Genomic DNA, 23,432 nt, shown 5'->3' with positions numbered 1-23,432 from the left:
AGGGGTCGCCGCGCCGGCCGTGGCCATGGTGGCCTGGTCAGCGCGGCAGGCTAAGGAGCAGCCGAGCCGTGTTCATACCGCCATCTTAACGTCCTGGTCAAAGCCGTTCTGACGGGACCGCCAAAGCGATCACCTGCGTCACCTGCGTGGCGGCGAAGTTGTTGTCGCTCACCAGCACCAGGCTGCGCTCGCCGCCGGGCAGCGCCGGGCCCCAGGTCATGTCCTCCACGTTGTCCACAGTGGACAACGGGTAGTCGGCGAGGTCGAGCAGGAGCTTCTTCTTGACCGGCCGGACGCCCGTGGCCGAGGCCAGCGACTTGACGTTCAGGATGTTCGTCGCGCCCCTGGTGTCGATCTCGTAGATCCGGATCTTGTTCCCGACGCCGGTGACGAACGAGCGCTCCATCATCAGGTACTTCGTCGGGTCGGCCTGGTTCACCGCGAGCATCGAGGAGACGCCGGTGGTGGCGAAGGCGGTGGGCGGCACCGGGCCGGCGAACAGCTTCTCCTGCGGGTACGCGTACTGGGCGAGCACCGGGCCGGCGCGACCCTGCAGCGTGATCCGCGAAAGCGAGCCGGACGTGGTGGTCGCCTCCGGTCCGTCCTGCAGCAGCGGGCCCTCGACCTCGCTGGCGACGAGCGTGCCGAACGCGGCGTAGGTGAGGCCCTCGAGCACCAGGTTCTGCCGCGGCCCGGCGCCGGGGGTCATCTTCTCGTTCGCGGGGATCGGCAGGTCGCGGACGTATTCGCCGGTCCGGCGCGCCTGGCGGATCGACGGGTCGATCAGCGTCGCCGGGGTGGTGGCGGTGCGCTCGCCCTCCTGCGACCACGTGTAGTCGCCGGTCCACGGGTCGACGCGCAGCTCTTCGGGGTCGATCGTCTGCTCGTTCTGCGGCGCCGCCGGGTCGTTCCGCTCCAGCGGCGGGTACGGCGTGCCGTCCGGGCGCAGCAGCGGGCGGGTGCCGGTGAAGGTGACGGGCCCGAGGTGGTGGGCGTCGACGTCGAACTTCGCCGTGTAGAACCGCGCCGGGTTGATGGCCGAGCGGTCGTCGCAGATCAGGGCGTAGCCGCCGGTCCTCGGGTCGTAGTCGATCGAGGACAGGCCGCCGACCGTGGTGCCCTGGAACTGCAGCGCGTTCGGCACGACCTGCTCGCCGATCAGGCGGATGGGCCGGGCGTGACTCTCCGTGGCGCTGGCTGACGGGGCGGCGGCCAGCAGGGCGAGCGGGAGTAACCCGGTCAGGGCAAGGCCGAGTACCCGGCGTCGCGTAGGTGAAGACATGGGCTGTAGCACAGCGGATGAGGGTATCCGGCAGGTTGCCGGGACGTCACGCTTATCCTCGTGGGGTGTTCGCTATCGCGCTCGTCCCGATCGTGCTGGGTGTTGTCGTCGGCTGGGGTGGCTTCCTCGGCTTCCGCGAGCGGCTGACCCGGGAAAGCGGTACCGGGGTCCGCACGGCGGCCTCGCTGCGCAGTGAGGCCGCGTTCAAGCTGGCCAACCGCATCGCCGGGCTGCCGACGCTGGCCGGTGGCGCGGTGGCCGTGGTCGCCGGGCTCGCGGCGCTGGCCATGCCGACCACGGCCGGGCTGATCGCCGCCGCGTTCGTCGGCGTGCTGGGCCTGCTCGCGATGGTCGTCGGCGGCGGGGTGCTCGGCGCCCGCGCCGCGCTGACCGTGCCGGCCCCGGCGCCGGCCGCGCCCGCCGGATGCAGTGGCTGCGCCTGCGGCGCGGGTGGCTGCGGGGTGTTCCAGAAAGCCGACGGCAGCTAGTTGCGCTGCAGGTCGCCCGGGTGGGTGGCCAGCAACGCGACCGGCACGCCCTGACGGCGCAGCACCTGGCCCCACAGGTCACGGCTCGGCGAGGCCAGGATGTCGCTCGGCAGCGCGGGCACGATGACCCAGTCCTCCCGCTCGATCTCGCCCGCGAGCTGCCCCGAGTCCCAGCCCGCGTACCCGGCGAAGACCCGCACCCCGCGCACCTTCGGCACCAGCACTTCGGGATCGGTGTCGAGGTCGACCAGCGCCACCGGGCCGCGGACGGCGATCACGCCGGGCACGCTCGCCGCCGTCTCGCCCGTGCGCAGCGCCGCCAGGCACAAGGCGGTCTTCTTCTCCACCGGCCCGCCGACGAACACCGACTGCGGCTCCGCGACGTGCCCGCCCCAGCTGGGCAGGACGTCGTGCACGGGCACGTCGCTCGGGCGGTTCAGCACCACCCCGAGCGTGCCCTCGTCGCGGTGGTCGATGACGAACACCACGGTGCGCTTGAAGTTCGGGTCGAACATCGTGGGGGCGGCGACCAGGAGCGTTCCCGGTTCTACCTCGGCGTCCGCTGGCACGCCCGCCATGATCCCACCCCCGGCTCCAAGAAAACGCGGCGGCTGGGGAACACCAGTCCCACCCGCCCCGTTGAACACAGTGGCCGGCGCACTCCGTGTCCCCCGGGCTCACTGAAGAACCGCCTTTGTGGAATACCGTTCGGCTGGAGCCACACTGCGCCAAGCCGCCGAGAGGCGACCAAGTGCGCCGGCCGCCACCTGGTCGCGGAGCACCGCTTCCCCGCAGTCGCACTTGCTGTGTCGACCGGGGGCCGGGCCCCCGGACCCCCACCGGTGCGCCGGCCCCATATCTCCCTCACGCCCCCTGAAAGCACCTTCTGACCAGCCACCTCTGATGGCTACGCTGAACCGCGTGACCATCAGCGGAGCGGCGACCACGGAACGGATGGGGCCGCGGCTCCTGCTCCGTGACCCCGAATTCCGCCGTCTGCTGTACGCACGCTTCGCCGCGCAGTGGGGCGACGGGGTCTATCGCGCCGGGCTGGCCGGGGCCGTGCTGTTCAATCCCGAGCGCGCCGCCGACCCGCTCGCCATCGCCGAGGGGTTCGCGGCGCTGCTGCTGCCGTACTCGATCGTCGGGCCGTTCGCGGGGGCCCTGCTCGACCGATGGGACCGGCGGAAGGTGCTGGTGTTCGCGAACGTGCTGCGCGCGGTCGCGATCCTGGCTTCGGCGGCCGCGGTCGGGACGGGCCTCGGCGGCACCGGGCTGTTCTCGCTCGCGCTGCTGGCCGAGGGCACGTCACGCTTCATCGGCTCCGGTCTTTCGGCCTCGCTGCCGCACGTCGTGCCGGCTTCGAGCGTGGTTTCGGCGAACGCCTTCGTGACGACGCTGGGCTCCGGGCTGGCCGTGGTCGGCGGCGGCTGCGCCATCCTCCTGCGCGCCGTGTTCGGCGCGGGTGACGTCGGCTCGGCCGAGACGACGGCGTTTGCCGCGCTGGGCGCGCTGGCGTCCGCGCTGATCGCCCGGAGGTTCAGTCGCGGCGTGCTCGGGCCGACGGTGGTCGACGAGCCGCCGAACCCGTTCCTCGCCGTCGCCCGCGGCCTCGCGGACGGTGCGCGGCACGCTTGGCGCGCGCCGAGCGTGACGGCGGGCTTCATCGCGCTGTTCGCGCACCGCGCGGCTTATGGCATCTCACTGCTGGTCACCGTTCTGTTGATGCGTAACTACTTCGTGGACGACGGGGTCTTCCGGGCCGGTCTGCCCGGGCTCGGCCAGATGGTGGCGCTCGGCGGGGTGGGCATCCTCGTCGCCGGGCTGTGCACGGCGCGGCTGATCCGCGGGCTCGGCCGGCTCCGCGCGATCCTCGGCGCCTTGGTCGTGGCGGCGCTCGCGCAGTCCGCGCTCGGCCTGCCGATGCTGCTGCCGCTCGCGCTCATCGCGTCGTTCCTGATCACGGGCGCGGGGCAGGTGCTGAAGCTCGGTGTCGACTCGTCGATCCAGCTCGACGTCGCCGACGAAGCCCGCGGCCGCGTCTTCGCCCTCTACGACACGCTGTTCAACATCACGCAGGTGGCCGCCGTGGCCATCGGCGCGGTCTTCGTGCCGGACAACGGGCACTCGCCGGGCCTCATGGTGGCGGCGACGATTTGTTACGTGCTGGGCGGCGCCGGCTACGTGCTGGCGCGCCGGCGCGCCACGCCGAACTGATTCGCTGCCGCAAACCGTTGGGCCGAACGGCGACTGTGATCAGGCCATTGGCATTAGAGTGACCGATGACCCGGCCGGGTGAACCCCGGCGAGTTCAACCACCACGGGGGGCCACCGTGAGCACCACCGGCGACGATCGCGCGCGCCTCGAGGTCGGTCCTGCCGTGCTGACGTCACCGGACGGGCTGGTCCAGGCCACCGTCGGCGTGGGCGGCACGCTCGGGAAGCTCGAGTTCGCCCCGGACACGTTCGAGCGCACCTCGCCGGCGCAGCTCGCGTTCACCGTCCAGGCCTTGGTGCAACAGCTCGCCGAGGCCCCGCTGACCGACGGGCTGTCCTTGCCGGCGACGGCCCCGCGACCCACGCCGCGGCGGGTGCGCCCGCGCGGCGCCGTGCCCCAGAACCGCCGCCGCGGCTTCTGAGCCCGCATGTCCCGGATGCGTTGATTCACGTGGAACAAATCCTCTCCGCGGACGAGCAGCGGGCCCTGCTCGTCGAGATCGGCCAGCTGGTCCGCGCCCACCAGTCCGACCCCGCCGGTCCGGCCGGAGTCGGGTTCGCCCAGGTCGGCAGCCACACCGAGGTACGCCTGCGCAACACGACGGCCGGGCCGGAGCTGACCGAACGGTTCAGCACGCTGCGCTCCGGGATGTATCAGCAGGGCCGCGGCACCTGGTTGCAGTCGCGCTTCGTCCTCGCGCCCGATTCGACCTTCGACTTCGACTTCTTCGCCGACGAAGACCCCCAGTGGACGACCGCGCCCGAGGCCGAGGCGTACGCCGACGAGCTGGCCACGTTCCCGCGCGACGACGAGCACATCCCCGACTGGTGGCGGCTGCGCACCGGGCTTCCCCTCGGCGTCGTGTTCCGCCGCGCCCGCCCCGCCGAGACGGGGGAGGAGCGCGAGCCGCTGCCGGAAGACGAGCTGCCGCTGGTGTTGCAGTACCTCGAACGCGAGCCGCTGGTCGGCGACGGGCACCGCACCGACGGCACCTGGCTCTGGCCCGAGGCCGTGTCCCAGCAGCTTCGCGCCGGCGTCGCACCCGAGCCCGAGCTGGTCGCGCACATCCGATCGCTGGGCTTCCAGCCGCCGTACGTGGAGCACCTCGTCCGCCGCACCGCCGAGGCCGACCTGCTCGGGAAGCCGCGGCCCCGTCCCGGACCCGCCGATGTCCAGCGGACCGGCGGCGACGAGGCGGCCGAGCTGGAGACCGCCGCGGACCCCGAGCTGACCGACGACCAGCTGCTCACCGTGTTGCAGCAGCGGCTCGAGTCGTCCGGCGTGTGGCCGCAGGCCTACCGGATCGGCTCCCGCGAGCGGGGGAAGTGGTGCCTCGAACCCGCCGGGCACGGCTGGACGGTGACATCCCCGACCGGCGTCGAACAGCGTTTCGCGCACCTGGCCGGCGCCGCCCAGCAGCTGCTCGGCGCCCTGCTGCTGCACCCTGCCCGCATGACCGCCGGGCGGGAGACGCCGCTCGAGACCGCCCGTGTGCTCGACGACTGGCCGATCCAGGCGGCCCCGGGTGACCCTCCCCTCACCCTGCTCCGCAACAAGAGACTCACCCGGTTGGCGGAGGGTACCGTCGTCCTGCGTTTCGGCGAGGAACCCGGCAACCTGGTACATCACGGCGAGGTACGGTTCGTTACGACGTCACTGCCACTCGAACGAGAGCGAGTGGCCCGCACCTATCGACTCCGGCGCTCACTCCACGTGATCACCGGGGTCACTGTGCCCTGGGCGAACCTGCCGGGCGGGGCCGTGGCGTACGTGCTGCCGAAGCCGATCTCGGAGCACGAGTCCGACGGAAGCCTGGAGAGGATCGAGTAGGTGGAAGCGGCGGAAGCGATGGAGAAGGTCGGGAACTGGCTGCGCGCTGTGCACGGTCCCGACGTCGTCGGCCCCGGTGGCCTCCGGGTGGACCACGACCAGGTGCTGCGTATCCCCGAAGGCTGGTCGATCCCGTACAACACCGTCGCGTTCCTCGACGACGGCCGCCCGGAGAAGGAGCTGTTCCCGCCGCCGTCGGTGGTCGTGCGCGAGCCGGACGGCGAGCTGCGCCAGGCGCATCCGCACCCGGGCGGGCTGAGCATCCCGGTCGCGTTCCCCGGCCAGGAGAGCTGGCGCGAGGTCGTCGACCCGGAGTACGTGAAGGCCGGGCTGGGCGAGCTGGGCGTGCCGCTGCAGGCCGTCGCGGGCTGGGTGAAGGTCGACAACGAGGGCCACCAGACCGGCGACGAGCGCGAGAACCCCGAGTACAAGGCCGGCCCGATCCGCCGCGGCTACCCGAAGCCGGAGAACACGCTGGAAACGCTGCTGGCGTTCGCGAGCGTCGGCTGGCTGACGCGCGAGCAGCTGCTGATCGGGCTGTTGCGCTGCGAGGTCTTCGTGCCGCTCGACGCCGAAAGCGGCTCGACCGACCGGTTCTACTTCTCCGAGGACCGCAACGAGCTCAAGGTGTTCAGCGCGACCCGGCACTTCCCGCCGCGCGAGCACGCCTGGTGGCGGGTGGACCTGGCCACGCTGGCCGAGTTCGAGCACCCGCCGAACCTGGTGATCAACGGCGGTCCGGCGACGTTCGAGGACGTCACGGGCGACGAGCTGGCCGCGATCGCGAAGCGGTTCCCCCGGCACGAGCCGCGGATCGATCGCAACGGCCGCTGCCCGGAGGCCGAGGAGGACCTGGAGCGGCTGGCCCGCGACACGGCGGCGCGAATGGGCCTCGAAGAGCCCGTGCCGCCGCCGTTGGGCGCCGCGGAGCGGGCACGGAGACACGGCTTCGAGCTGACCGCCGAAGAGTGCCAGAAGACCGTGCTCGGCCAGTCGTGGCTGCGGCGGCTGGCCCAGCCGGAAGGGCCCCGGAGCAAACCGAACGACCTGCGCGCCAACGGCCTCGCGCCGTCCTGGGACAACGACGGCCAGCTGGTGCCGCGGCTGGACACCTTCGGCAAGTACCACGAGCAGGAGCTGGAAAACTTCCGCTTCGGCTGGCAGCGCGTCACGGGCGCGTACGTCGGCTTCGCGCTCGGCGAGGCGCTGGGCATGGCCGTCGACCGGCTGCGGCTCGACGAGATCGTCACCCAGTTCGGCCCCGACGGCGTCGACGACCTGCCGGTGGCCTTCGACAAGCCGGGCCGCGTCGGCTCGCTGACGCAGCGGCTGCTGTTCTACACCGAGGCCGTGATCCGCAGTCCGCACCGCGAACAGCCGGAATCGCGTGACGTCGAAAAGCTGTTCCCCAGCGTCGTGCGCGGCTCGCTGATGCGCTGGCTGCACACGCAGGGCGCGCCCCACGAGGAAACCGACGGCTGGCTGGTGAAGGTGGCGGACCTGCACGTCCGCCGCACGGCCGAGGACACCGAGCTGAACGCGTACCACGCGCTGGCCACCGGATCGCCGTCCGCGGTGCCGATGTCGGGCCCGGCGGCGCTGATCGCCGCGCTGCCCGCGGTGCTCACGGTGGCCGGCCCGGGAACCGGCTTCAGCGGCGGCGTCCGGCAGGCCGTGCGCGACCTCGTCGGCGTCACGCACCCGCACGAAGACGACCTCACCGTGGCGACGTACTTGGCTTGGCTGTTCGAGTCGGCGCTGACGAAGGAGGCGTTCAGCTACCCCGTCTGGAACCTCTCGCGCGAGATCCTGACCGACCACAACACCACGTTCGTCAACGGGCCGGAGTGGGCGCCGGTGAAGGCGATGGTCGCGGAGTCGGTGCCGTTCTTCGGCGAGCACGGCCTCCCGGACCTGCGGATGCCCGAGCTGATCGGCGACGGCCAGGGCACGCTTTCGGTGCTCGGCCGCGCCTTCGCCGCATTGTCCGGCTTCGAGAACTACCCGGAGCAGGCGCTGCTGCGCGCGGTCAACCACTCCGGCCGCAGCGCGCTGACCGGCGCGATCGCCGGCGCACTGCTCGGCGCCCGCGCCGGGGTGCCCGGCCTGCCGCAGAAGTGGATCGACCAGCTGGAGCTGCGGCACCTGATCGAGCAGATCTCGTCCGACGCGCTGTGGCACTTCGACCGCGATTCGGCGCTGAGCCGGCTCGGCGACCAGTGGGCACAGCGGTATCCGCGGCACTGACCGGTCCGGGAATTCCGTGGTCCCCGAGACGCGGGCCGTGGCACTGAGCAAGATGGGCGGCATGGAGGCACACCGGCTGCGCGGCAGCCTGCTCGCCGGGGCGATCGGCGACGCGCTCGGCGCGGGCACGGAATTCGACTCGATGGACCGGATCCGGGAGATCGCCGGGCCGGCCGGGATCACCGGTTACCTCCCCGCGTACGGCGGCGAAGGACGCTTCACCGACGACACGCAGATGACGTTGTTCACGCTCGAAGCCCTGGTCCGCGCCCATTCGCAGCGGCGCCGGACCGGGACCGGCGACGTCGTGCACTCGTTGCAGATGGCGTACCAGCGGTGGCTGCACACGCAGGGCGTGCCGTGGGAGCGGGCGCGCGGGCCGCAGTCGGCGACCGCCGCGCCGGACGGCCGGCTGATCACGCACGGCGAGCTGTTCAGCCGTCGCGCGCCGGGGCTGACCTGCTTCGGCGAGCTGGAGGCGTACGGCCGGTCCGGGATCCGCGGCGGCGTCGAGCGGCCGGTGAACAACTCCAAGGGCTGCGGCGGCGTCATGCGCGTCGCGCCCATCGCGTTGTGGTCCGACGACCTGGCGGAGGTGTTCGGACTCGCGGCCGAGGCCGCGGCGCTGACCCACGGTCACCCAAGCGGGTATTTGTCGGCCGGTGCTTTCGCGGTGGTGATGCACGAACTGCTGATCGGCAAGCCCCTGCACGACGCCGTCTCGACCGCGCGCGGCGAGCTGGCGCGCCACCCCGGCCACGAGGAGACCGACGCCGCGCTGGAGCAGGCGCTGGCGGCGCCGGGACCGTCGACGCCGGAACGACTGGGGACTTTAGGGCAGGGCAACGTCGGGGAAACGGCGCTCTCGATGTCCGTGTACGTGGCCTTGACCACCGAAGACGCCGAATCCGCGCTGCTCGCGGCGGTGAACCACGGTGGCGACAGCGATTCCACCGGCTCGATCTGCGGCAACCTCGTCGGCGCGATGTACGGCGAGGACGCGCTTCCGGCCCGCTGGCTGAACCAGCTGGAGCTGCGCGACGTGATCACAGAGCTGGCCGACGACGCCGTCGCCGAGCTCGGGCCGGACGCGCCGGACGACGACCGATGGTCCAGGCTTTACCCGGTCGACTAAATTCTTCCGGGTCATCAAGGGGATGGGGAGGAACCGAGGTGCGCTACCGGGTCGAAGCGGCGGAACGCCCGGACGGGCTGTACGCGACGCTGGAGGGGCGAACGTTCGCGGCCGAGCGGTCGACCACCGACGGCACGCTGCTGCTTTCGCTGCTGCCGGACGACGAGGACACACCCGAAGGCTTCGACCGGGAGCACGAAGGCCGTCCGGCCCGGGTGGTCCTCGCGAGCGAGGTCCCGGCGACGTTCACGCTCCAGTCGTACTGCGAGTACGACAACGAGCTGTTCGAGGTCGCCCCTGGTGAGCAGACCGAGCTGACCTTGCGGTGGACGCAGCACGATCCCGTGCGCGCCGCCCAGCTCGGCCTCACCGATTTCTCGGTGACGGTCCCCGCGAAGCAGCTCACGGGGCTCTGGCAGACCCGCCGGGACTACCGCACCGAGGCGCACGAGGAGACCGACGGCGACCAGAGCAAGCTGCTGCGCGCCATCGGCCGCACGCTGCGCGCCGTGCCCGGCGGCTGGACGCGGGTCGGCGCCCAGTTCCGGCAGATCGGGGACTACTCGGAGCTGGAGGTCCGCGCCATCGGCGACGAGAACGGGCCGGTGTCCGTGTCGCTGCCCGCGCCGCCGCAGCTGACCACGCTGTTCGCCCAGCTGCGCGCCGCGATGTACCAGCCGGAGAGCGGCACCTGGTTCCAGGGCACGTTCACGCTGGACACCGAGGCGCAGTTCGATTTCGACTTCGACGCCGACGCCGAACCCGTGTGGCGCCTCCCGCCGCACGACAACGGCCGTCCGAACTCCCAGTCGTACGCGCTGGAGCTGGCGAACTTCGCGCGCTCGCCGAAGCAGCTTCCCGAGTGGCTGGCCGCGAAGGCCGAGACGCCGCTCGACATCGCCTTCCGCCAGGCCCGGGTGGTCGATGCCCACAACGAGGGCGAACGGCCCGTGGTCAACCGCCCGCCGGTGCCGCCGGACCAGGTCCGCGGGGTGCTCGACTACCTGTTCCGCGCGCCCGTCGCGATGCATCGCCCGGCGCCGCAGCCGGACATCTTCGCGCCCGGCGGGCCGCCGGACGTGCCACAGGCCTTCCACACCGACGGCGCCTGGATCTGGCCCGCCGCCGTCCCGCACTACCTGCGGAAGTACGGCGTGCCACCGGAACCCGAGCTGGTGGAGCACATCCGCGCGGCCGGGTTCCGGCCGCCGATGGTGCGTGAGCTGGTGCGGGCCACGGCGGAGGCCGACGTGCTCGGCCAGCCGCGGCCGAAGCGCTCCGAAGCCGACCTTCCCGACGACACGGCGCTGGCCCGCGTCGCGCGCGAAGGAGACCCAGGCCGTCCGCTGCGGGCCGCCGAGACGCTCGCGCTGCTTCAGCAACGGCTGGTGGAGCACGGCGTGCCCGCCTCCGCCTATCGCATCGGCGCGAACGAGGTGCCGGTCGACGATGTCTGGACGCTGCGCCGCGCCGACAACGGCTGGGAGATCTCGCGCCCGCCGTCGACGGAGCCGGTTGCGTTCCCGAACCTGGCCGACGCCGCGCGGTACCTGCTCGGCACGCTGCTGATGCTGCCGCCGCGCGCGCCCGACGAGTCCGACCAGCCGGCGGACTGGCCGATCCTCCCGCAGCGCGGCGAGCCGCCGTTGAGCTTCTACCGCGGCAAGCGGCTGATCGTGCTGCCCGCGGGCGTCACCGTGCAGCGCTACGGCAACGAGACGGGCAACCTCGTGCACTCGGCGTCCGCGCGGTTCGAGGAGACCTCGCTGACTCCCGCGCGGGAGCGGGAACACCAGCAGTACCGGGTGCAGCGGGCGCTGCGGGTGCTCACCGGCGTGACCGCGCCGTGGGGCCCGATGCCCGGCGGCGCCGTCGCGTACCTGCTGCCGCGCCCGATCGCGCAGCACGTGGAGGCCGGGGCGCTATCCCGCGTGTGAACCGCGCGCGGTGACGAGGACTGCGGGCGACCACCAGTAGTCGGCGAGTGGTTCGACGGTGACGTCAGTGAAGCCGGCGGCGGTGAGCTGCGCCGACCAGCCCGCGGCCGGCTGCTCCCAGTTCGTGCGCTGCGCACCGGCGGCGACGCCGAGCAGCACGGGCATGAGAAACCCTTGTGCGACAAGGGAAGCCTCTTCGCCGTACTCCGCGATGCCGCGTTCGTACCGCGCGGCCAGCGACCGGAGGTGCTCCGGCGAACCCTCGGTCAGGTCCGGGACGTCGAACTCCGCCAGCAACAGCGTTCCGGTGCGGGGGCGCAGCGTGCGAAGGACTTCCTCGCGGTCGGCCGGCGGAATGGACTGGAGCGCGAACGTCGACTGCACAAGGTTCCACGTGGAACCGTGCGCGGCCAGGAAGTCCTGCGCGGTCGACTCGAACCGGTTGCCGCCGGGAACGTCCACAGCGGACAGCAGCCCGGCCGACGGCTCCACCAAGTCGACCCGTGACGGCCGGAACGACGCTTGGGCCAGCGCCGGGACGACGGCCAACCCGTCGCCACAACCCAAGTCCAGCAAGGATTCCGGGCGCAGCCGGTCGTACCGCGCGGCCAGCTCGGCGCTCAGCCGGCGGTACAGCCCGACGTTGCCGCCGCCGCGGATGAACGTGGTGAAGGCGCGCGGCTGGTCGTACACCGGGCCGGAGCCGTCCGTGGCGAGATAGGCGGAAAGCTCGGCACCGAGCGAGGAATCGGCGCTGGCGGCCAGTGTCGCGGCCCGGGCGGCGTCCCCGGCTCGGTAGGCGGCCAGCGCGTCGGCGAGAAAGTCGGTCACCTCGCTGTGTTTAGCAGGCCAGGGTTCAAAACGGCACCCACAACGTCACCCGCGTGCCGTTGCCGGGCGTCGATTCCACCAGCGACGTGCCGCCGACCTCGGCCAGCCGCGCGGTGATCGACTCGCTGATGCCGAATCCCGCGGGGCGCGTCTCGGTGCTGAACCCGGTGCCGTGGTCACGCGTGATCACGGCGATGCCGCCGTCGCGCTCCTCCACCCGGACCACGACCTTGTCGGTCCCCGCGTGTTTCATCGTGTTGCGCAGCGCCTCGCGCACCGCGTCGCGGATCGCGATCTGCCGGACCTCGGAAAGCGTGTCGTCGTCCAGCTCGGAGATCACCAGCTGCGCGCGCAAGCCGTCACGCGCCATCTCGGCGGCCAGCGCGGCGAGCTTCTCACCCAGCGGCCGCGAGCCCTCCTCGGCGCGTTGCGCGGCGGCCGTCTCGATGGTCTGCCGCAGCTCCATCGCCTGCGCGCGGGCCAGCCGCTGCACCTCGACGAGCCGCTCCCGGGAATCCCCGGCGCCGCCGAGCGAGATGGCCTCCAGCGTCTGCAACACGGTGTCGTGCAGCATCCGGTGCTGCTGCGCGCGCTCGGCGAGCCGCCCGTTGCGGATCCCGTACGCCAGCGCGAGCCGCGTGCCGAGGCCCACCAGGATCAGCCCGCCGATCCCGGTGAACAGGACGCCGAACATCGTCGGGTAAATCGACCAGGCCTGCGTGAAATCGGCCGAGCCGCTGTTGAGCCAGTCCGACAGCAGCCGGACGGGCAGGCTCAGCACCGCCAGCCCGATACCCGCCGGAATGCCGACGGCGAGTGTGAGCAGCGCGATGTCCCCCAGCAGGTGCTTCTCGGCGACCCCTAGCGCGTCGTGGAACACCGCCGAAGGCACGCTCAGGCCGATGACCAGCTGGAACACCACCGTGATGACCAGGTCGACGATCAGCAGCCGCGCCGCCTGGCCGCTGCGGAACGGGGCCCGGCGCAGCATCCAGAACATGCCGAACGCGCTCATCGCCATCGAGCAGAGCGCGACCAGCCCCACCGGCAGCGCGCCCTGCGCACCGTGCGCCACCACGAACGCGCCGAACGCGCCGGGCACCGCGACGATCCGGTAGGCCAGCGGCACCAGCACCACGTACCGCGCGGCCCGCAGCAGCAGGCCGTCGTTGTACCTCGCGTCGACCGGGCCGGCCATGCGTGAGATCCGCTGCAGCGCCCGGACCGGGGTGGGGTCGGCGATCTCGTCGGTGAGCCCGGTGGTCGCGGTCGCCAGCGCGGGCGTGCCGCGTCGCAGCAGGGTCACCAGGAAGCTCGCGGTGCGGCCTTCGGACGTCTGCGCCGCCATCGATCTCCCCAGATCGGGGCGCGCCCCCGACGGCACACCCGGGGCAGCGAGTATTCCCGCTCGCCGGGTATCCATCCAGGGGCCGAACGGGGAAACGGGCGAATTCGCGATCACGAATTCGACTCGTGTTCGCCGGGCGCCGGATCCGGCCACCCCAGGGTGACCGGCCGTGCCCGGAGTGCGAGATCAATCCCCGGCGGTGAGCCCTTCGGAGGCGGCCCAGCGCTTCAGCTCGGCCACGGCCTCGTCGTGGTCCAACGGGCCGCGGTCGAGGCGCAGCTCCTTGAGGAACTTCCACGCGCGGCCGACGTCCGGGCCCGGTTTGAGGCCGAGCAGCCGCATGATCTCGTTGCCGTCGAGGTCGGGGCGGACCCGGTCCAGGTCCTCCTGCTCCTTCAGCCGCGCGATCCGCACCTCGAGGTCGTCGTACGTCGCCTGCAGCGCGGCCGCCTTCTTGCGGTTGCGCGTGGTCGAGTCGGCGCGCACCAGCTTGTGCAGCCGCGTCAGCAGATCGCCGGCGTCGGTGACGTAACGGCGCACGGCCGAATCGGTCCACTCGCCGTTCGCGTAGCCGTGGAACCGCAGGTGCAGGAACACGAGCTGGGAAACGGCCTCGACGATCTCCTTGGAGTACTTCAGCGCGCGCAAACGCTTGCGGGCCATCCGCGCCCCGACCACCTCGTGGTGGTGAAAGCTCACGCCGCCGCCCGGCTGGAACTCGCGGGTCTCCGGCTTGCCGGCGTCGTGCAGCAGCGCTGCGAGCCGCAGCACCAGGTCCGGCTCCGACTGCGGCTCGTGGGTCCGCTCCAGCTCGATCGCCTGCGCGAGCACGGTGAGCGAGTGCTGGTAGACGTCCTTGTGCTGGTGGTGCTCGTCGATCGTCAGCCGCATGCCGGGCAGCTCGGGCAGCACGTGGTCGGCCAGGCCGGTGTCCACCAGCAGCTCCAGGCCGGGGCGCGGGTCGTCGGCGAGCATCAGCTTCGACAGCTCGGTCTGCACGCGCTCGGCGGTGATCCGGGTGATCTCGTCCGCCATCGACGTCATCGCGTCGACCACCCGCGGTGCGGGGACGAAGCCGAGCTGCGCGGCGAACCGGGCCGCGCGCAGCATCCGCAGCGGGTCGTCGGCGAACGACTCCTGCGGCGTCGCGGGAGTGTCCAGCACCTTCAGCCGCAACGCGTCGAGGCCGCCGTGCGGGTCGATGAACGTCTTGGCCGCCAGGTCGATCGCCATCGCGTTGACGGTGAAATCGCGCCGGAGCAGGTCGCCTTCGATGCTGTCGCCGAAGGTGACCTGGGGATTGCGGCCCACCCGGTCGTAGCTGTCGGCGCGGAACGTGGTGATCTCGAGCGTCATGCCCTTTTTCGTCACCCCGACGGTGCCGAAGGCGATGCCGACGTCCCACACCGCGTCGCCCCACTCGCTGACGATCTGCAGCACGCGGTCGGGCCGCGCGTCGGTGGTGAAGTCGAGGTCGGCCGAGAGCCGGCCGAGCATCGCGTCACGCACGCTGCCGCCGACCAGGTACAGCCGGTGGCCGGCGCGGGCGAACCGCTCCGCCAGCTCATCGGCCAAAGGCGACACACGCATCAGTTCCGTCACCGCGTTCTGCTGGGCGACCAGGTTGTTCACTTCGATCCCACCACGGAAGTGGCGCCACTACTACGGGCACCGTCGGACACGGACACGGAGAGCCAGCGTACCTGGGCAACCGTTTGCTCTAGCATCGCAGCATGCCTGGATCTGCCGGCCGCGCCGGAGCGCCCAAGCCGCGGAGGCGGCGCAGGCGCCAGCGCGGCAGGCGGCTGACCACCGTGGACGAGACCTCGGCCGGCGGGCTGGTCGTCGACCCGGCCCGTGAGCATGCCGCGCTGATCGGGCGGCTCGACCGGCACGGCAAACTGCTCTGGTCGTTGCCGAAGGGCCACATCGAGGACGGTGAGACGGTGGAACAGACCGCGATGCGCGAGGTGCAGGAGGAAACGGGCATCTCGGCGCGGGTGCTGCGCCCGCTGGGCACCATCGACTACTGGTTCGTGGCCGAACGACGCCGGGTGCACAAGACCGTGCACCACTTCCTGCTCGAGTCGACGGGCGGCGAGCTCTCCGACGAGGACGTCGAAGTCACCGAGGTCGCCTGGGTCCCGCTGGCCGAGCTGGAGCACACTCTCGCCTATTCGGACGAGCGCAAGCTGGTCCGCAAGGCCAAAGAACTTTTCGCGCACGACGACCGCGCCTGAGAGGGAGCACCCGAGTGAAGCGGCCGGCCGCCTTCTTCCTGTCCCTGCTGTTCTTCGCAGTGGCCGCCCTGATCGGCGCGCCCGCGCAGGCCCAGGACGAGCCGAGCCCGGAGCCCCCGCGGCTGCGGATCGACCTCGCCCAGCTGAGCCCCCGCGTCGTCACCGGTGCCTCGACGACGCTTTCGGTCTCCGGCACCGTGACCAACATCGGCGACCGCCGGATCGCGCGCCCGCAGGCGCGGCTGCAGGTCGGCGAGCGGCTGACCAACGACCGCGCGATATCGGGCGTGCTGGCGGGCGAGCCGATCCAGGACACCCCGCTGACGGACTTCAACACGCTCACCGATTCGCTCGAGCCGGGCCAGAGCGCGCGTTTCGACATCCAGGTCCCGCTCACCGGCAAGAGCGCGCTGAACCGGCCCGGCGTGTACCCGATGCTGGTGAACGTCAACGGCACGCCCGAGTTCGGCGGCACCGCTCGGCTCGCCGCCGTCAGCGTGCTGATGCCGGTGCTCTCGGCGCCGGGCGGGAAGTCCGGGAACTCGCTGCCGCCGCCGTCCAAGCACGCGAACGTCAGCGTCCTCTGGCCGATCACCGACAGCTCCCCGCACGTGCTCTCGACGCCGTACGGCGGCCGGCTGACGCTGTCGGACGACACGCTGGAGAACGAGCTGAAGCCGAACGGGCGGCTGTACTCCCTGGTCTCCGCCGCGCGGGCGGCGCAGGAGAACAACCCCCACGTCCGCGAATCGCTGTGCTTCGCGCTCGACCCCGACCTGCTGCGGACCGTCGACGCGATGACCCGCGGCTACCTCGTCGGCGGCGCGCAGGGCCAGAACGCCGCCGCGGCGAGTGACTGGCTGTCGTCGCTTCGCGCGCTGGTCAAGGACCGCTGCGTGGTCACCATGCCGTTCGCCGACGCCGACCTCACCACGCTGGGCCAGGTGCACTCCGCCACCGGGACCGACCCCAACCTGCTCCAGTCCGCGCTGGGCGGCGCCGCGACGATCCGGCAGCTGCTCGGCGTCCAGCCGCAGGAAGGCGTGCTGTGGCCGGACGGGACGCCGGACGGGCAGGCGCTCACCGCGATCGCCGGCGCCGGGTTCGGCACGGTGCTCACGGACGGCTCGAAGCTCCAGTCCAAGACGCCGGTCACCGGCGCCGTCACCCTGTCCACGGGCGGGCTGCGCGCCCAGCCGATCGACGGGCTGATCGCGAGCGCGATGACCGGCGCCCCGCCGAACCCGCAGGCCCCGACCACCGTCGGCGCGGCCTCCCAGCCCGCGATCTCCGGGCAGAACGGCCTGGCCGCCATCGCGTACGAAGCGGGCCTGGGCCGAGCGGACGCGAAGCAGAACGCGCGGCTGCTGGTCGCGCCGCCGCGCCGCTGGGCCGCGCCGATGTCCGAGCTGACCTCGTTCCTGAACGAGCTCGGCACCTTCTTCGGCGACGGGATGGCCTCCGCCACGCCGCTGACGTCGCAGCTGCAGACCGACCCGACGGGCACCGCTTCGCTGTCGGCCGGCAACCGCGACCAGCCCGCCGGGACCGGCGACTCGGCCACGCTTTCGACCCTCGACACGCAGGCCTCCGGGCTGCTGTCGGCCATGCGGATGGACACCACCCGGCGGGTGCAGCCCGACACCATCGTCGCGCCGGTGCGTGACGCGATCGTGCGCGGCGCGTCCACGGCGTGGCAGTCGGCCGCGCCCGGCGCCGCGGTGGCGAACGCGAACGCCGAACTCGGCGCGATCGCCAACCAGGTGACCGTGGAGCAGCCGAAGCAGACGATCGCGCTGGCCTCGGGCTCGTCGCCGCTGCCGGTGTTCGTGAGCAACGACCTGCCGGTCGGCATCGAGGCGCAGGTCGCGCTGAAGAACAACGTCGGCATCCGCCCGCTGGCCGCGCAGAACCTGTTCTTCCCGGCCGGGGGCAGCAAGAACGAGTACCTGCAGATCGAGGCCCTGCGCGCCGGCCTGCTCAGCGTCGATGTGTCGTTGAACACCCCCGCGGGCACCTCGCTCGGCACGACCGCGCGGTTCGAGCTGACCTCGACCGAGTACGGCCCGATCACGATCATCTTCACCGTCGTGGCCGGGTGCGCGCTGCTCCTGCTGGCGTCGCGCCGCATCTACCGGCGGATCAAGGAGAGCCGCCAGGCGCGCTGAGTTTTCCGGCCTTGTCCTCGGGGGACCGAGTGTTCGGCCCGTTCGGCGATTACCCTGGGTCGACCGCTGCCACAATGGCAGGGACCCCGAGTACCGAGGATTGGGCACGCGTTGGACAAAGAGCCGGGCTTACCACCCGAGCGTGCGAGCCGTCCTCGGCGCGAAGGTGCGCCACCGCGGCGTGACGAGCGGGGTGAACCGCCGAGCCGCCGTCGCCAGCCGCCGCCACAGGGCCAGCCGCCGCCGGAGCGCAGGCAGCCGCCGCCCGCGAACGGCCGGACGCGGCGGATGCCCGTGCCCGACGAGCGGCCGGGGCGCCGGGTCCCGCCGCCGCCACCACCCCAAGGCCGCCAGGGCGCGCCGCCGCGCAAGCCGGCCGGACCGCCGCCCACCCGTCGTCAACAAGTGCCACCGCCGCCCCCGCCTCCGCAGGGGCGGCCGCCGTTGCCGCAACCGTCCGGGCCGATGCCTTCGGGGCCGATGCCTTCGGGTCCGCTGCCGCAGCCGTCGGGTCCACAGTCTTCGGGCGCGATGCCGCAGCAGGCGCCGTCTTCGGGGCCGCCGTCCGGACCGCAGCAGATCCCCCCTGGCCCGCCGCACCGCGGCCGCGGCCCACGCCCGGGCACGCCGATCCGGCCGTGGCAGGAGGAGGCCCGCCGCGACCCGGAGGCGACGCGGTTCATCCCGCGCACCGCCGGCGTCCCGATGGCCGCGTCTCGCTGGCCGACCGCCGACCCGGACGTGCTGCGCCCGTACGACGCGCTGGCCACGCAGGTCATGCCGCGGATCCGGGACGCGCCGCTGGTGCGCCCGGCCGAGCCGACCTCGACCGGCGAACAGCCGGTCACCCCGAAGGCGCCTTCGCTCGCGAAGGCGAGCGGGCGGATGGCGATCGCTTCGCTGATCAGCCGCATCACCGGCTTCCTGTGGAAGCTGCTGCTGGTGGCGGCGATCGGCGCGGGCATCTCGAACGACTCGTTCAACGTCGCGAACACGATGCCGAACATCATCTTCGAGCTGCTCATGGGCGGCGTGCTCGCCAGCGTGGTGGTGCCGCTGCTGGTCCGCTCGCAGGACGACGAAGACGGCGGCCAGGCCTACACCCAGCGGCTGCTCACGGTCGCGATCACGCTGCTGCTGATCGGCACCGTCGTCGCGGTGATCGCCGCGCCCGCGTTCACCTCGCTGTACGTCGACTCCTCCGGCAAGGCCAGCCCGCAGCTGACCACGGCGTTCGCCTACCTGCTGCTGCCGGAGATCTTCTTCTACGGGGTGTTCGCGCTGCTTTCGGCGATCCTGAACGCGAAGCAGATCTTCGGCCCCACCGCGTGGGCGCCGGTGGTCAACAACATGGTGGTCATCTTCACGATCCTGGTCGTGTGGATCATGCCCGGCTCGATCGACGAGGCCCACCCTTCGATCACCGATCCGAAGGTGCTCACGCTGGGCCTCGGCGTGACCGCCGGCATCGTCGCGCAGGCGTTCATGCTGGTCCCGCCGCTGCTGCGGTCCGGCTTCCGGCCGAAGTGGCTCTGGGGCATCGACCGGCGGATGAAGGAGTTCGGCGGGCTGGCGCTGTGGATCGTCGGCTACGTGGCGGTGAGCCAGGTCGGCTACACGGTCACCACCCGGGTGCTGACCAAGGGCACGCCCGGCGGCGTGACCGCGTACAGCAACGCGTGGCTGCTGTTCCAGCTGCCCTACGGCGTCATCGGCGTCTCGCTGCTCACGGCGATCATGCCGCGGATGAGCCGCGCGGCCGCCGACGGCGACACCAGGAAGCTGATCGGCGACCTGTCCTACGCGTCGCGGATCTCCACGGTGATGCTGGTGCCGATCTCGGCGGTGATGACCATCGTCGGCTCGTCGATCGGCGTCGCGCTGTTCACCTTCGGCAAGGGCTCGCTGGAGAGCGCGGAGCGGCTCGGCGAGGCGCTGGCCATCTCGGCGTTCGCGCTGCTGCCGTACGCGCTGGTGATGCTGCAGATGCGCGTGTTCTACGCGATGAAGGACGCGCGCACGCCCACGCTGATCATGATCGTGATGACGCTGGTCAAGGTGCCGCTGCTGTACCTGTGCCCGGTCGTGCTGTCCCCGGACAACATCGTGCTGGGCGTGATGATGGTGAACGCGCTGACGTTCGTGGTCGGCGCGGTCCTCGGCCAGGTGTGGCTGTGGGTGACGCTGGGCAACCTGCGGAGCAAGCGGGTGATCGGGGTGATCCTGTTCACGGTCGTCGCGAGCGTGCTCGGCGTGGCCGCGGCGTGGCTCGTGGGGCAGATCGTGCCCGACTCGCTGGGCGTGACTTTGCACGCCTGGGTCAAGCTGCTGTTGCAGGGGATCGTCGGCATCGGCGTCTCGTTCGGCGTGCTCATGGCGCTGAAGGTCGAGGAGCTGGTGCCCGCCTCGTCCAGAATCACCCGTTTGATCAAGCGCGGGTAACGATTGATTCACGACTCACGACGCTTCCCCCGGAGCTGATCCGGGTACCCTCGATCCGGGAGCGCGACGCGGGAGAGAAGCGGTGGACACGAGACGGAGCGAACAGGCAGGGGAGGCCAGCCGTTCGGGCATACGTGCCCAGGGCGGCTCGCTGGCCCCCGGCCGAGTCGTCGGCGACGGCCGGTACCGCCTGCTCGCGCAGTTCGGGGTGGACGAACGAGCCGCCGCGCACCTGTGGCGGGCACGCGACGGGCAGCTCAAGCGCGACGTCGCGCTGACCCTGCTGGTCGGTGACCCGGCGGACCCGGAGGCCGCGAGGCTGGCCCGGCGGACGCTGGAGCGCGCGGCGCACGCGTCGAAGTTCGGCCACGGCGGCGTCGCCAGGGTCCTCGACGTGCTGAGCCTCGGCAGCGGGGTGACCTCGAGCGAGGGTCTGCTCGGCGTGGTCGTCGCGGAGTGGACCAAGGGCAGTGACCTGGTCGACCTCGTCGCGCAGCGGCCCGTGGCGCCCGCCGCGGCCGCGCGGATGGTGCAGGCGCTCGCCGAAGCGGTGGAGCACGCGCACCAGAACGGCCTGGTCCTCGGCCTCGACCACCCCCAGCGCCTGCGGCTCACGCCGAACGGCGCGTTGAAGCTCGCGTTCCCCGGCCCGCTGCCCGAGGCGACGCTGCGTGACGACGTCAAGGCGCTCGGCGCGGTCCTCTACCTGCTGCTCACCGGGCGTTGGGCGTTGCCGGGCGGGCCGCCCGCGATCCCCGCGGCGCCGCTGACCCCGCAGGGGCTGGTCGTGCCGCCGCGCACGCTGGTGCCCGCGGTGCCCCCGGAGCTGTCCTCGCTGGCCGTCCGCACGATCGAGGACGGCGGCAACGGCGGCATCCGGACCAGCTCGGCGATCCTGCGCGTGCTCGGCCAGGTCGCCGACGAGGAGGAGCGCACCCAGCTGATCAAGGCGGTCGGCGAGGGCGACGAGGCCCCGGCCGACGGCACGCTCTGGACCACGAAGAAGCCGGTGAAGGACGTCGCGCGGCGGCGGAAGCTGGCGTTCGGCGTCACCGTGCTGGTGGTCGCCACCGTGGTGATCCTGGCCTGGGGCGGGCTGATGCTGATCAACCTGTTCCAGGGCGACTCGAAGGCCAGCGGCCCGACGATCAACGTCGCGGCGCCGAGCAGCCAGGGCGCGCCGCCGCCGGCGAACTCGGCCGCGCCCCCGCCGTCCTCGCCGGCCCAGCCGAAGATCGGCGCGGCGGTCGCCCCGAAGTCGGCCGGCGTCTACAACCCGGAAGGCTCGGGCGACAACTCGGGACGAGCGAAGAACACCATCGACGGCGATCCCGGCACGACCTGGCGCACCGACCAGTACCAGCAGCAGCTGCCGGTGCTGAAGTCCGGCGTCGGCATCGTGGTCTCGTTCGACAACCCGGTGAACCTGGCCCAGGTGAAGATCACCGCCGACAGCCCGGGCACCAAGGTCGAAATCCGGTCCGCGGACAGCAAGAACCCGAAGCTCGACGCCACCAAGGTGGTCGGCTCCGGCGATCTGAACGGGACCGACACCACCATCAGCCTCCAGCAGCCGACGCAGAGCCAGTACTTCATCGTCTGGATCACCCAGCTGGGTGACGACAGCGGCGGCGGCTTCATCAGCGAGATCGGGGAACTGAGCTTCCTGCCTGCGGGGTGACGCTCCTTACCCACTCAGTAGGCTCTCCCGGGTGACGGCTGCAGCTCCCACGGATGCTGATCTCATAGCGGCGCACGCCGCCGGGGATCCGCATGCGTTCAGTGAACTGGTCCGGCGACATCGGGACCGCCTCTGGGCGGTCGCGCTGCGGACACTGCGGGATCCGGAGGAGGCCGCGGACGCGCTGCAGGAGGCGTTCATCTCGGCCTTCCGCGCGGCAGGCAACTTCCGCGCCGAGTCCCAGGTGACCACCTGGCTGCACCGGATCGTCGTCAACGCCTGCCTCGACCGCATCCGGCGGCGGCAGGCCCGGCCCACCGTCCCGCTGCCCGAAACCGGCTTCAACGAGCCGGCGTCGCCGCGCGACTCGATGGCGGAGAAGGAGACGAGCCTGCTCGTCCGCGCGGCGCTGGACCAGCTGCCCGAGGACCAGCGCGCGCCGATCCTGCTCGTCGACGTCGAGGGTTATTCGGTGGCCGAGACGGCGAAGATGCTCGGCATCGCCGAGGGCACCGTGAAGAGCCGATGTGCCAGAGGGCGCGGGAAACTCGCGAAGGTTCTCGGGCATCTGCGGAACCCCGATGCGCACGGAGGCGTCCCAACTAACGAAAGCAAACGCAAGCGCGCCACTTCGGAGGGGTCCCGGAGTGCCGGGCGGGCCAACGGCTCGCCGGGGAACGGGGAGGGACGATGACGGACGAAAGTCGGGGGGTCGGCGGAGCCGCCGGCCCGCCCTGGTCTGTCGACCTGCTCGCCGACCTCCACGCGGGCGTGCTGGACGACCACGAGGCCGCCGAGCTGTGGCCCCGGGTGAACGAAGACCCCGAAGCGCTCGCCGTCATCGAGGCCCTGGAGGCCACGACAGCCGACCTGGCGTCGCTCACGCTGGAGCCCGTACCGCCGATGCCCGCCGAGTACGCGGCGCGGCTGGACGCGGCGCTGGCGGCGGAGGCCTCGACCCGGCAGGCCGCCTCGTTTCCCGGGCCCGCGCCGATCCCGGCACCGGCACCGGCAGCTCCGACGGCCGGCGGCGCGCCCGTGGTGGACCTCGCGGCCGCACGGCGGAAGCGCAACCGGCGGCTCGGGTGGGGCGCCGGGGCGCTGACCTCGGCCGCCGCGGCGATCGTCGTCGTGGCCGTCACCGTGCCCGGCTCGTCGCAGGAAACCGGGACGCCCGGGGTGGCGGCACCCGCGCCGTCCGGACCGTCGGTCAGCGGCGACGGCAGCGGTGCCGAAGCCTTGCTGGGCGGCGCCATGGGCGTCCGCGACTTCGGCCCCCTCCAGGACGAGCAGCGGCTCGACGCGTGCGTCACCGCGGCCGGGCTGGACGCGAACGTGCGCCCGGCGGGCGTCCGGCCGGTGAACGTCGGCGGCAAGGCGGGCGTGCTCGTCATCTACACCACGGGCAAGATCGCGCAGTACCGGATCGTGGCCTTCGGCGCCGACTGCGGCCCGGGTAACCCCGACAAGCTGTTCGACAAGATCGTCGGGAAGAAATAGCCGCTGGTCGGGGCTGGTAATGCTTCGGTAAGTAGTGGGCGTCACCGTCGGGAACACCGCCACCTACGATCGTGTTGAGCCTGAT

Annotated in this window: 18 protein-coding genes; 13 read left to right on the top strand and 5 right to left on the bottom strand. The window is 72.1% G+C overall.

All coding sequences use genetic code 11. The features are described 5' to 3' along the window. Positions 1 to 97 precede the first annotated feature (97 nt). The gene (locus BMY97_RS32715) at positions 98 to 1,282 is read right to left on the bottom strand and encodes an esterase-like activity of phytase family protein (protein WP_091624548.1); all 1,185 of its coding nucleotides are present in this window, start codon (positions 1,280 to 1,282) and stop codon (positions 98 to 100) included. Between the two features lie 65 nt (positions 1,283 to 1,347). On the opposite strand from BMY97_RS32715, the gene BMY97_RS32710 reads away from it, so the two are divergent. After that, entirely contained in the window at positions 1,348 to 1,770 is a 423-nt protein-coding gene (locus BMY97_RS32710) for an SdpI family protein (RefSeq protein ID WP_091624545.1), read from the top strand. Here the strand turns inward: BMY97_RS32710 and BMY97_RS32705 are convergent. Next, the gene (locus tag BMY97_RS32705) at positions 1,767 to 2,348 is read right to left on the bottom strand and encodes a YqgE/AlgH family protein (RefSeq protein WP_177231648.1); all 582 of its coding nucleotides are present in this window, start codon (positions 2,346 to 2,348) and stop codon (positions 1,767 to 1,769) included. The genes BMY97_RS32710 and BMY97_RS32705 overlap by 4 nt on opposite strands. 376 nt (positions 2,349 to 2,724) lie before the next feature. Here BMY97_RS32705 and BMY97_RS32700 point away from each other — a divergent pair, with 376 nt between their 5' ends. From BMY97_RS32700 to BMY97_RS32675, 6 genes are all read left to right on the top strand, one after another. Beyond that, entirely contained in the window at positions 2,725 to 3,987 is a 1,263-nt protein-coding gene (locus BMY97_RS32700; RefSeq protein WP_091624863.1) for an MFS transporter, read from the top strand. Positions 3,988 to 4,103: 116 nt separating this feature from the next. Next, positions 4,104 to 4,409, top strand: coding sequence for a hypothetical protein (locus tag BMY97_RS32695; protein ID WP_091624543.1), 306 nt, complete (start codon positions 4,104 to 4,106; stop codon positions 4,407 to 4,409). A gap of 29 nt (positions 4,410 to 4,438) precedes the next feature. After that, positions 4,439 to 5,818 carry a TNT domain-containing protein gene (locus BMY97_RS32690; RefSeq protein WP_091624540.1) on the top strand — a complete coding sequence of 460 codons (1,380 nt, stop codon included), beginning with the start codon at positions 4,439 to 4,441 and terminating at the stop codon, positions 5,816 to 5,818. Continuing rightward, positions 5,819 to 8,065, top strand: a complete 2,247-nt coding sequence (locus BMY97_RS32685; RefSeq protein WP_091624538.1) for an ADP-ribosylglycohydrolase family protein — start codon at positions 5,819 to 5,821, stop codon at positions 8,063 to 8,065. A gap of 37 nt (positions 8,066 to 8,102) precedes the next feature. Then, on the top strand, positions 8,103 to 9,200 hold the full coding sequence (locus BMY97_RS32680; RefSeq protein ID WP_245787613.1) for an ADP-ribosylglycohydrolase family protein: 1,098 nt from the start codon (positions 8,103 to 8,105) through the stop codon (positions 9,198 to 9,200). Positions 9,201 to 9,238: 38 nt separating this feature from the next. Next, positions 9,239 to 11,137 carry a TNT domain-containing protein gene (locus BMY97_RS32675; RefSeq protein ID WP_091624535.1) on the top strand — a complete coding sequence of 633 codons (1,899 nt, stop codon included), beginning with the start codon at positions 9,239 to 9,241 and terminating at the stop codon, positions 11,135 to 11,137. Here BMY97_RS32675 and BMY97_RS32670 read toward each other — a convergent pair. The 3 genes from BMY97_RS32670 to BMY97_RS32660 form a co-directional block, all read right to left on the bottom strand. Next, positions 11,123 to 11,968, bottom strand: coding sequence for a class I SAM-dependent methyltransferase (locus BMY97_RS32670; protein WP_091624532.1), 846 nt, complete (start codon positions 11,966 to 11,968; stop codon positions 11,123 to 11,125). The two genes, BMY97_RS32675 and BMY97_RS32670, sit on opposite strands and share 15 nt — an antisense overlap. Positions 11,969 to 11,993: 25 nt before the next feature. Continuing rightward, positions 11,994 to 13,316, bottom strand: a complete 1,323-nt coding sequence (locus tag BMY97_RS32665; RefSeq protein WP_091624530.1) for a sensor histidine kinase — start codon at positions 13,314 to 13,316, stop codon at positions 11,994 to 11,996. A 186-nt stretch (positions 13,317 to 13,502) separates the two neighbouring features. Then, positions 13,503 to 14,948 (bottom strand): CCA tRNA nucleotidyltransferase, encoded by a 1,446-nt coding sequence (locus BMY97_RS32660; RefSeq protein WP_091624527.1) that lies wholly within the window; start codon positions 14,946 to 14,948, stop codon positions 13,503 to 13,505. A 101-nt stretch (positions 14,949 to 15,049) separates the two neighbouring features. Between BMY97_RS32660 and BMY97_RS32655 the strand changes: the two genes are divergently transcribed. The 6 genes from BMY97_RS32655 to BMY97_RS32630 all read left to right on the top strand — a co-directional run bounded on the left by BMY97_RS32655 (position 15,050) and on the right by BMY97_RS32630 (position 23,347). Further along, entirely contained in the window at positions 15,050 to 15,556 is a 507-nt protein-coding gene (locus BMY97_RS32655; RefSeq protein WP_091624524.1) for an NUDIX hydrolase, read from the top strand. 14 nt (positions 15,557 to 15,570) lie between these two features. Continuing rightward, positions 15,571 to 17,724: a DUF6049 family protein gene (locus BMY97_RS32650; RefSeq protein WP_091624521.1), complete on the top strand. Its 2,154-nt coding sequence runs from the start codon at positions 15,571 to 15,573 to the stop codon at positions 17,722 to 17,724. Between the two features lie 630 nt (positions 17,725 to 18,354). Next, entirely contained in the window at positions 18,355 to 20,166 is a 1,812-nt protein-coding gene (gene murJ / locus BMY97_RS32645) for a murein biosynthesis integral membrane protein MurJ (protein ID WP_425425360.1), read from the top strand. A gap of 82 nt (positions 20,167 to 20,248) precedes the next feature. Further along, the gene (locus BMY97_RS32640; protein ID WP_091624516.1) at positions 20,249 to 21,847 is read left to right on the top strand and encodes a protein kinase family protein; all 1,599 of its coding nucleotides are present in this window, start codon (positions 20,249 to 20,251) and stop codon (positions 21,845 to 21,847) included. A gap of 31 nt (positions 21,848 to 21,878) precedes the next feature. Then, positions 21,879 to 22,541, top strand: a complete 663-nt coding sequence (gene sigM, locus BMY97_RS32635) for an RNA polymerase sigma factor SigM (protein ID WP_091624513.1) — start codon at positions 21,879 to 21,881, stop codon at positions 22,539 to 22,541. Beyond that, on the top strand, positions 22,538 to 23,347 hold the full coding sequence (locus tag BMY97_RS32630) for a hypothetical protein (protein WP_091624511.1): 810 nt from the start codon (positions 22,538 to 22,540) through the stop codon (positions 23,345 to 23,347). The genes sigM and BMY97_RS32630 overlap by 4 nt, the downstream gene beginning before the upstream one ends. The last annotated feature ends 85 nt before the right edge of the window (positions 23,348 to 23,432 follow it).

Source organism: Amycolatopsis saalfeldensis (assembly GCF_900110575.1).
GTDB lineage: Bacteria > Actinomycetota > Actinomycetes > Mycobacteriales > Pseudonocardiaceae > Amycolatopsis > Amycolatopsis saalfeldensis.
This window is presented reverse-complemented; position numbering and strand designations above follow the sequence as displayed.

Coding starts and splice junctions, on each gene's coding strand:
- BMY97_RS32715 (WP_091624548.1), bottom strand. CDS start 1,282: ATGTCTTCACCTACGCGACGCCGGGTACTCGGCCTTGCCCTGACCGGG.
- BMY97_RS32705 (WP_177231648.1), bottom strand. CDS start 2,348: ATGGCGGGCGTGCCAGCGGACGCCGAGGTAGAACCGGGAACGCTCCTG.
- BMY97_RS32700 (WP_091624863.1), top strand. CDS start 2,725: ATGGGGCCGCGGCTCCTGCTCCGTGACCCCGAATTCCGCCGTCTGCTG.
- BMY97_RS32665 (WP_091624530.1), bottom strand. CDS start 13,316: ATGGCGGCGCAGACGTCCGAAGGCCGCACCGCGAGCTTCCTGGTGACC.
- BMY97_RS32655 (WP_091624524.1), top strand. CDS start 15,050: ATGCCTGGATCTGCCGGCCGCGCCGGAGCGCCCAAGCCGCGGAGGCGG.
- BMY97_RS32630 (WP_091624511.1), top strand. CDS start 22,538: ATGACGGACGAAAGTCGGGGGGTCGGCGGAGCCGCCGGCCCGCCCTGG.